The following is an 8341-nucleotide window of genomic DNA, read 5'->3' as shown; positions in this document are numbered from 1 at the left end:
GCACCGTGCCGACATCCACCACCCCCCACCCCGCCCCACAGGAAGGAACCGGTGCGTGACCACCGTTCTCACTCTGCCGAACGTCCCCGTCCCGCTCTCGCGTCTTGTGCTCGGCACGATGACGTTCGGTGACACCGTCGATCGTGCTGGTGCTGCCGAGATGCTTGCGGTGGCGCTGGATGCCGGGATCACCGGTGTCGATACCGCCAATGGGTATGCGGGCGGGGAGAGCGAGCGGATGCTCGCGGGGCTGTTGCCCGGGTGCCGGGATCGGATCGTGCTCGCGACGAAGGCCGGGATCCCGCACCCGGATCAGGGGGAGCACGCGCCGCTGTCCGCCGCGGGGATGCGGGCTGCGCTGGAGGGGAGTCTCAAGCGGCTCGGTACGGATCATGTGGACCTGTTCTATCTGCACCAGCCGGACCGTGCGACGCCGATCGCGGAGACGCTCGGCGCGGTGGCCGGGTTCGTGGCCGAGGGGAAGGTGCGGGCGCTCGGCGTCTCCAATTACGCGGCTTGGCAGATCGCCGAACTCAACCATGTCGCCGACGAGTTGGGTGCCCCGCGGCCGGTCGTCGCCCAGCAGCTGCACAATCTCCTCGCGCGGCGGATCGAGGAGGAGTACGTCGAGTACGCCGCCGTCACCGGTCTGCGCACGATGGTCTACAACCCGCTCGGCGGCGGCCTCCTCACCGGCCGCCACCGCTTCGAACAGGCCCCGGACTCGGGCCGGTTCGGGGATTCGCGGCTCGCGGAGATGTACCGGGCTCGCTATTGGGACCAGCGCCTGTTCGACGCGGTCGCCGAACTCACCCGGATCGCCGGGGAGTCGGGCATCCCGCTCACCGAACTGGCCCTGCGCTGGCTGCTGGACCGGGATTCGACGGACGCGCTGCTGCTGGGCGGCTCGCGCACCGAGCACCTGCGGGCCAACATCGCGGCGGCCGGGGCGGGTTCACTGCCGGCCGACGTGACGGCCGCGTGCGACGCGGTCGGTGCGGCGCTGCGCGGCCCGATGCCGGCGTACAACCGCTGACCCGCCACCACCGCCAAGGACACCGCCAACCCGCATCACTGACTGGGCCACCACTGACCAGGCCACCACCGACTCGCCATCACTGGCTGGATCACCACCGACCAGGCCGCCACCGACTCGCCACCACTGGCTGGATCACCACCGACCAGGCCGCCACCGACTCGCCACCACGAACAAGGCCACCACCAACTGGCCAGCACTACTCGCCGCCACCAGCAAGGCCACCACCAACTGAGCCAGCACTGACCAGGCCACCACCGACAAGGACACCCCCCATGACCCCGGCAGAGTTCACCGCCGCCCTCCGTGCCCGTGAGCACCTCCTCGGCTACTGGTGCCTGTTGGACGCACCCGTGGCCACCGAGCGCATCGCCCGCCTCGGTTACGACTACGTCGCCCTGGACGCCCAGCACGGGCTGTTCGGCTACTCCGGCATGCTCAACAACCTCCTCGCGATCGACTGCAAGGGCTCGACGGCCGTCGGTCTGGTCCGGGTCGAGGCGAACGCCCCGGCGCCGATCGGCCGGGCCCTGGACGCCGGGGCGGCGGGGGTGATCGTGCCGCTGGTGGACTCGGCGGAGCAGGCCGCCGAGGCCGTGGCCGCCGTACGGTATCCGCCGCTCGGGCGGCGTTCGTACGGGCCGATGCGGTCGGCTCTGCGGATCGGGCCGGACCCGGCGGACGCGCACGGCGCGACGGTCGTGCTGGCGATGATCGAGACGGCGGAGGGGCTCGCGAACGTCGAGGAGATCTGTGCGACGCCGGGCCTGGACGGTGTGTATGTGGGCCCCTCGGATCTGCGGATCGCGCTGGGCGGGGCCTCGTCGACGGATCCGGCGCTCGCGGACGTCTTCGAGGCGGCGCTGGTCGCGGTCAGGGAGGCGGCGGCGCGGGCGGGTGTCGCGGCCGGTATCCACAACCCGGACGGGTCACGGGCGGCGAAGCGGCTGGCGGAGGGCTTCACGTTCGCGACCGTCGCCTGCGACCTGGTGCACCTGGAGCAGTCCGCCCGCGACCATCTGGCCTCGGCCCGCACGCCTGGAGCAAGCCTGTGACGACCGCACTCCCCGCCGTATACGACCGTGACGACACGGTCCTGCCCACGCCGACCGTGCAGAGCCACGCCGCGAACCTGACCGTCCTGCCGGGCGGCGGTCTCGGCTGTGTGTGGTTCGGCGGCACGCAGGAGGGCATGGCGGACATCTCCGTCTGGTTCTCCCGCCTCGCGCCCGGCGCCACGCAGTGGACGGAGCCGGTGCGTCTCTCCGAGGACGCGACGCGCTCCGAGCAGAACCCGGTCCTCTTCCCCCACCCCTCGGGCGCCCTGTGGCTCCTGCACACCGCCCAGCGCGGCGGCGACCAGGACACGGCCGAGGTACGGCTGCGGGTGAGCGACGACGGCGGCGCGACCTGGGGGCCGACCCGCACCCTGTTCACGGGCGGCGTGTTCGTCCGTCAGCCGCCGGTCGTGCTGCCCTCGGGCCGCCTGCTGCTGCCCGTCTTCCGCTGCGTCCTCACCCCGGGCCGGCGCTGGACCGGCGATCAGGACACCAGCGCCGTGAAGATCAGCGACGACGACGGCGCGACCTGGCGCGAGGAGGCGGTGCCGGGCTCGACGGGCCTCGTCCACATGAACGTGCACCGCCTCCCGAACGGGTTCCTGTGCGCGCTCTTCCGCAGCCGCCGCGCGGACCATGTCCACCGGTCCCTGTCCGTGGACGACGGCGAGACCTGGACCGAGCCCGAGCCGCTGGACCTCCCCAACAACAACTCGTCGATCCAGTACGTCCCGCTCACGGACGGCCGCCTCGCCCTGGTCTACAACCACAGCAGCGCCCTGGACGCCACAGACCGGCGGGTCTCCCTGTATGACGAGATCGACGAGGCGGGCGGTCTCGCCGTCCAGGAGGACACCGCCGGCTCCCCGGTCTCGTCCGCGTTCTGGGGCGCCCCGAGGGCCCCGCTGTCCCTGGCCTTCTCCGACGACGCCGGCCTCACCTGGCCCGCGCGCGCCGACCTGGTGACCGGGGACGGCTACTGCCTCACCAACAACTCCCGCGACGGCCTGAACCGCGAGCTCTCGTACCCGTCGATCGTCCAGAGCCCGGACGGGGATCTGCACATCGCGTACACGCACCACCGCAAGGAGATCCGGCACATCCGGCTGCGCGGGTCCTTCGGTTAGGGCAACTGCCGTACCTTGTCGGGCCGTTCTTCGCTGTCCGCGCCGAGGCGCGCGAGCAGCCGCATCCCGTCCTCGGCGGCGCTGCCGGGTGCCGCCGAGAGGACGATCAGCTCCATGCCCGACTCGTCCGGGAGGGCGAAGTTCTCCTGGTGGAGTTCGAGGAGGCCGACGAGGGGGTGGCGGAATGCCTTGCGGCCGTGGGTGCGGGCGCGGACGTCGGCGCGGGCCCAGAGGCGGCGGAAGCGTTCGCTGCCCATGGACAACTCGCCGATGAGGGAAGCGAGTCGGGGGTCGTCGGGGTATTTGCCCGCGGCCAGGCGGAGGTGGCCCACGACGTCGAGGGTGCACGTCTCCCAGTCGGCGTACAGGCCGCGTTCCTTCTCCTCCAGGAAGAGGTGGCGGGCCGTGTTGAGGCCCGGGATCGGGCGGCCGTAGAGGAGTCCGGCGAGGCGGTTGCCGGCGAGGACGTTCAGGCGGTGGTCCAGGATGAACGCGGGGGCGTCGGTGACCAGGCCGAGGACGCGCAGGAGCTGCGGCCGTACACGTCCGGTGGGGGCCTTCGCGCGGCGGCGGGGCTGGTGGGCGAGGCGGTGCAGGTGGTCGTGTTCGGTCTCGTCGAGGCCGAGGACGCGGGCGAGGGCGTCGAGGACCTGTTCGGAGGGCTGGGTGGCGCGGCCCTGTTCGAGGCGTACGTAGTAGTCGACGCTGACGCCCGAGAGGTGCGCGACCTCCTCGCGGCGCAGGCCCGCGACCCGGCGGCGCCGGTCGACGGGGATGCCGGAGGCCGCCGGGTCGACCCGGGCGCGCCGGGTCCGCAGGAAGCCCGCGAGATCGTCCATGGGCTCCAGTATGGCGCCGGTGGCGGGCGTGAGGGTGGTCCTGCGAATACCAGGAAGTCCGGTCCGACGGTATGGGTGGCCCTGAACAACGAGCGTTCGTGGCCCCAGGATCGAGGGCATCCGATCCGAAGGAGAGTTCCCGTGAAGACGCTGATCGTCCACGCCCACCCCGAGCCGCAGTCGCTCAACGGCTCGCTGACGGACCTCGCCGTGCGGACCCTGGAGGGTGCCGGGCACGAGGTGCGGGTGAGCGACCTGTACGCGATGGGCTGGAAGGCCGTCGTGGACGCCGACGACTACGGCCCCGCCGCGTCGTCCCCGCTGAAGGTGGCCCTCGACTCGGGCCGCGCCTTCGACACCGGCACCCTCACGGCCGACGTCCGCGCCGAGCAGGAGAAACTCCTGTGGGCCGACACGGTCGTCCTCCAGTTCCCGCTGTGGTGGTACACGATGCCCGCGATCCTCAAGGGCTGGGTGGACCGGGTGTTCACGTACCACTTCGCGTACGGCGTCGGCGAGCACAGCGACACGAAGTACGGCGACCGTTATGGCGAGGGCACCCTCGCGGGGCGGCGGGCGCTGGTGTCGGTGACCGTCGGTGGCCCCGAGTCGCACTACTCGGCGCGCGGCATCAACGGCCCCCTGGACGACGTGCTGTTCCCGATCCAGCACGGCATCCTCCACTACCCGGGCCTGGAGGTGCTCCCGCCGTTCGTGGTGCACGGCGCCGACCGGATCACCGACGCGGAGTTCACGGACGTCGCGAAGGCGTGGGTGGAGCGGCTGCTCGCCCTGGAGTCGACCGAGCCGATCGGGTTCAGGCGGCAGAACTTCGGCGACTACGAGATCCCGTCGCTGCGGCTCAGGGAGGGGCTTGAGCCGGCGGGGAGGACGGGGTTCGGGCTGCACGTGCGCGGCTGACCTGCGGGTTCGGGCAGCGTACGGAAGAACAGCCAGCTCAGCACCGGCATCAGGACGAGCGGGGTCAGCGCGGTCCGCAGGCTCGTGGCGTCGGCGAGGGCGCCGATGGCGGGGCTCGCGAGGCCGCCGATGCTGACGGTCAGGCCGAGGGTGATGCCGCTGGCGGTGCCGACGCGGGAGGGGAGGTAGTCCTGGCCGAGGGTGACCTGGAGGGAGAAGGGGACGTACAGGCCGATCGAGGTCAGGGCCACGAAGAGGTAGAGCGCCGGGCCCGGTGTCCATACGACGCCGGCGACGGATACGGCGGTCAGGACGTACGACCAGCGGGAGACGGTGACGCGGTCCCAGCGGTCGGCAAGGGCGCCGCCCAGCAGGGAGCCGCCGGCGCCGCCGAGGTAGAGGACGGTCAGGGCGGCGGTCCCGGCTGCCGTGCCGCCGCCCACGCGCTGGCGGGCGTACAGGGCGATGAAGGTGCTCAGGCCGACGAAGGTGACCGACCGGAAGACCACGGCGAGGGACAGTTTCACGAAGGAGGCGGTGTCGTCGGGGCCGGGCGGGAGCGCCGTACCGGGTCCCGCCGTGCGCCGGTGGAGGGCGTGGACCACCGGCAGGCACAGGGCGGTTCCCGCGAGGGCGGGCAGGAGCAGCAGGGGGGTCCAGCGCAGTCCGCCGGTGGCGATCACGGCGGTGACCAGGAGGGGGGCGAGGGCGAAGCCGATGTTGCCGCCCGTGGCGAACCAGCCCATGGCGCGGTGGCTGCCGCCGGCGGCGAGGCGGGCGACGCGCGCGGACTCCGGGTGGTAGGCGGCGACGCCGATGCCGGAGAGGGCGACGGACGCGAGGGTGAGCGGGTAGGAGCCGGTCAGTCCGCTGAGCGCGATGCCGAGGCCGCCGAGGAGGGTGCTCGCGGGGAGCAGCCAGGGCATCGAGCGGCGGTCGGTGAGGACGCCGAACACCGGCTGGGCGACCGAGGAGAGCAGGGAGGCGGCGAGGACGATGCCCGAGGCGACGGCGTACGGGTAGGCGCGCTCGGCGATGAAGAACGGCACCAGGGCCGCCACGGCGCCTTGGTAGACGTCGACGCAGGCGTGGCCCACGGACAGCAGGACGATCGAGGTGTTCCTTCGCATGCCGTCATGCTCCGGGCCGGACGCCCTGTCGCGCTTTCGATAAACTGCCAGGTGATGACGGAATTCCGCCACGATCCGGTGGCCCCGACCCGCACCCAGTGGCTGGCGCCCGGCGCGGCGATCGACGCGCACCGCCACGACGACCACCAGATCGTCTACGCGGGCCGTGGCGTGCTGTCCGTCACGACCGACGCCGGGTCCTGGGTGGCGCCGGGCACGCGCGCGATCTGGGTGCCCGCCGGCACGGTGCACGCGCACCGGGCGTACGGCGAACTCGACCTGCACCTGGTGGGGTTGCCCGCCGCAGAGAACCCGCTCGGCCTCGACGCGCCGACCGTCCTGGCCGTCGGCCCGCTGCTGCGGGAACTGCTCATCGCCTACACCGGCGACAGCGGCGGCGACACCCCCGAGCGGTCCCGGCTGCGTGCCGTGCTCCTCGACCAGTTGCGTGCCTCGCCGCAGCAGCCGCTGCACCTTCCGGCGCCCACGGCTCCCCTGCTGCGCGGTCTGTGCGGCATCCTCCAGGCCGACCCCGGCGACAGCCGCACCCTCGCCGAACTCGGCCGCGAGGTCGGCGCGAGCGACCGGACGCTGTCCCGGCTCTTCCGCGCCGACCTCGGCATGACGTTTCCCCAGTGGCGCACCCAGTTGCGGCTGCATCACGCGCTGGTCCTGCTGACCGAGGGGGTTGCGGTGACGGCGGTCGCGCATCGGTGCGGATGGTCCTCGGCGAGCGCGTTCATCGAGGTGTTCCGGCGTACGTTCGGTCACACGCCGGGCTCACACGGCGGGTAGCAGCGGGGCGGCGACCTTCAGGCGGTCGTGCTCGATCAGCCAGCGGACGGATTCGAGGACGGCGGCCTCCGGTTCGTAGCGCGGGGCGTAGCCGATGAGGGTCCTGGCCTTCTCGATGGTGAGGCAGTGGCTGCGGTGGAGGTGCTCCCAGCTGTTCTGGGCATGCTCGGGGGTGGTGGTCGTACGGAACTCCTCCCAGGTCACCGGCTCAAGCCGCGCCGTCCGCCCGAACCAGCCGGCCGCGATGTCCGCGTAGCCGCGTACGGTCAGGGCGGTCGGGGCGACGACGTTGAAGTCCTCGCCCGCCGCCGCGTCCCGGTGGTCGATGGCCCGCTCGAAGGACTGGGCGACGTCGTCGGCGTGGACGTGGTGCATCGACTCGGCGCCGATGCCGGGGACTTTGAGGGGCTGTCCGGCGGACAGGGCGTACCAGACGGCGGGGTCGAGGTTGCCGAGCGCGTTGACCGGTTCCCAGCCGGGGCCGACGATGTGGCCGGGGTGCAGGGACGTGGTGACCAGGCCGCCGTTCGCGGTCTCCGCCTTCAGCATCCGGGCGATGCGGTCCTTCTGGATGCCGTACTCCCCCACCGGGGGTGTGCCGCCGGTCTCGGAGATCGGCAGCTTGTCGCTGGGGCCGTAGCGCCACAGGGTGCCGCAGTGCAGGAGGTGTCCGGCCCTGCCGCGCAGCCGCTCGACCAGGGCGGTCGCCGAGTCCAGGGTGAAGCAGACGAGGTCGACGACGGCGTCCGGCGCGAGGGCGGCGACCCGGTCGCCGAAGGTGCCCTCGGCGTCCTCCTGCTGCCGGTCGGCGACGACCTGCCGCACCTGGTCCCATTCGGGGGCGGCGGTGTAGGCGGTGCTGGTGCCCCGGCTGATGTTGATCACTTCGTGTCCGGCCCGCACCAGACGGGGTACGAGGAAGGTGCCGATGTGGCCGCTTCCGCCGATGACGACGACTCGCATGCGTCTCCCGCTCATTGCCTCGTTCTTGCCGTTTCTGACGCCAACCCTAAAGGCGGCCGGGGTGACGGGGCCTGGGCCGGACCCTTCCGCTTCGCTCCGGCGCACGACCCTGTGGGTCCGTGGGCGCCGGGGGCGTGGCGAATGGGTTTCGGTGCGTGCGGCTCGTGCGGTGAATCGCGCTCCGGTGAAAGCGCCCTACACGCACCCCGGGGGCGGCACGGAGCATGACAACCGGTTCCCGGGATCTTCGGTGAGCGGCGCGTCCTGCACTTCTTCGTGTCCTGCGCTTCTGCGTGTCCTTCGGCCTTCGTGTCTTTCGGTCTTCGTGTCCTTCGAGGGGTGTCCATGTCCAAGTGTGTCGTGTTGTTCCCTGGTCAAGGGGCCTATGTGCCGGGGGCGTTGTGTGCTCTCGCCGAGTCAGAGCCCGTGGTGGGTGACGTGCTGGCGGTGGTCGACCGGGCTGCTGCGGGGG

8 protein-coding genes are annotated in these 8341 nt (G+C 72.1%); 5 read left to right on the top strand and 3 right to left on the bottom strand.

Features of this window, described 5'->3' with window-relative positions:
- Positions 1-55 precede the first annotated feature (55 nt).
- The 3 genes from AOK24_RS41890 (at position 56) to AOK24_RS41880 (ending at position 3221) form a co-directional block, all read left to right on the top strand.
- Entirely contained in the window at positions 56-1036 is a 981-nt protein-coding gene (locus AOK24_RS41890; RefSeq protein ID WP_079057265.1) for an aldo/keto reductase, read from the top strand.
- Positions 1037-1311: 275 nt separating this feature from the next.
- Complete coding sequence (locus tag AOK24_RS41885; protein WP_055725119.1) at positions 1312-2091, top strand: HpcH/HpaI aldolase family protein; 780 nt, start codon at positions 1312-1314, stop codon at positions 2089-2091.
- A complete protein-coding gene (locus AOK24_RS41880; protein ID WP_055725118.1) occupies positions 2088-3221 on the top strand; it encodes a sialidase family protein in 1134 nt (377 codons plus the stop codon). The genes AOK24_RS41885 and AOK24_RS41880 overlap by 4 nt, the downstream gene beginning before the upstream one ends.
- Here AOK24_RS41880 and AOK24_RS41875 read toward each other — a convergent pair.
- The gene (locus tag AOK24_RS41875; protein ID WP_055725117.1) at positions 3218-4060 is read right to left on the bottom strand and encodes a helix-turn-helix transcriptional regulator; all 843 of its coding nucleotides are present in this window, start codon (positions 4058-4060) and stop codon (positions 3218-3220) included. The genes AOK24_RS41880 and AOK24_RS41875 overlap by 4 nt on opposite strands.
- A 141-nt stretch (positions 4061-4201) precedes the next feature.
- Between AOK24_RS41875 and AOK24_RS41870 the strand changes: the two genes are divergently transcribed.
- On the top strand, positions 4202-4981 hold the full coding sequence (locus AOK24_RS41870; RefSeq protein WP_055725116.1) for an NAD(P)H-dependent oxidoreductase: 780 nt from the start codon (positions 4202-4204) through the stop codon (positions 4979-4981).
- Here the strand turns inward: AOK24_RS41870 and AOK24_RS41865 are convergent.
- Entirely contained in the window at positions 4900-6111 is a 1212-nt protein-coding gene (locus AOK24_RS41865) for an MFS transporter (RefSeq protein WP_055725115.1), read from the bottom strand. The two genes, AOK24_RS41870 and AOK24_RS41865, sit on opposite strands and share 82 nt — an antisense overlap.
- 54 nt (positions 6112-6165) lie before the next feature.
- On the opposite strand from AOK24_RS41865, the gene AOK24_RS41860 reads away from it, so the two are divergent.
- Positions 6166-6906: an AraC family transcriptional regulator gene (locus AOK24_RS41860; RefSeq protein WP_055725114.1), complete on the top strand. Its 741-nt coding sequence runs from the start codon at positions 6166-6168 to the stop codon at positions 6904-6906.
- On the opposite strand, the gene AOK24_RS41855 is transcribed toward AOK24_RS41860, so the two are convergent.
- A complete protein-coding gene (locus AOK24_RS41855; RefSeq protein WP_055725113.1) occupies positions 6892-7869 on the bottom strand; it encodes an NAD-dependent epimerase/dehydratase family protein in 978 nt (325 codons plus the stop codon). The two genes, AOK24_RS41860 and AOK24_RS41855, sit on opposite strands and share 15 nt — an antisense overlap.
- Between the last annotated feature and the right edge of the window lie 472 nt (positions 7870-8341).

The sequence above is a fragment of the Streptomyces niveiscabiei genome, from assembly GCF_001419795.1.
Lineage (GTDB): Bacteria > Actinomycetota > Actinomycetes > Streptomycetales > Streptomycetaceae > Streptomyces > Streptomyces niveiscabiei.
Note: the sequence above shows the minus strand (reverse complement) of the source record. Positions and strands in the feature narration are given on the sequence as shown.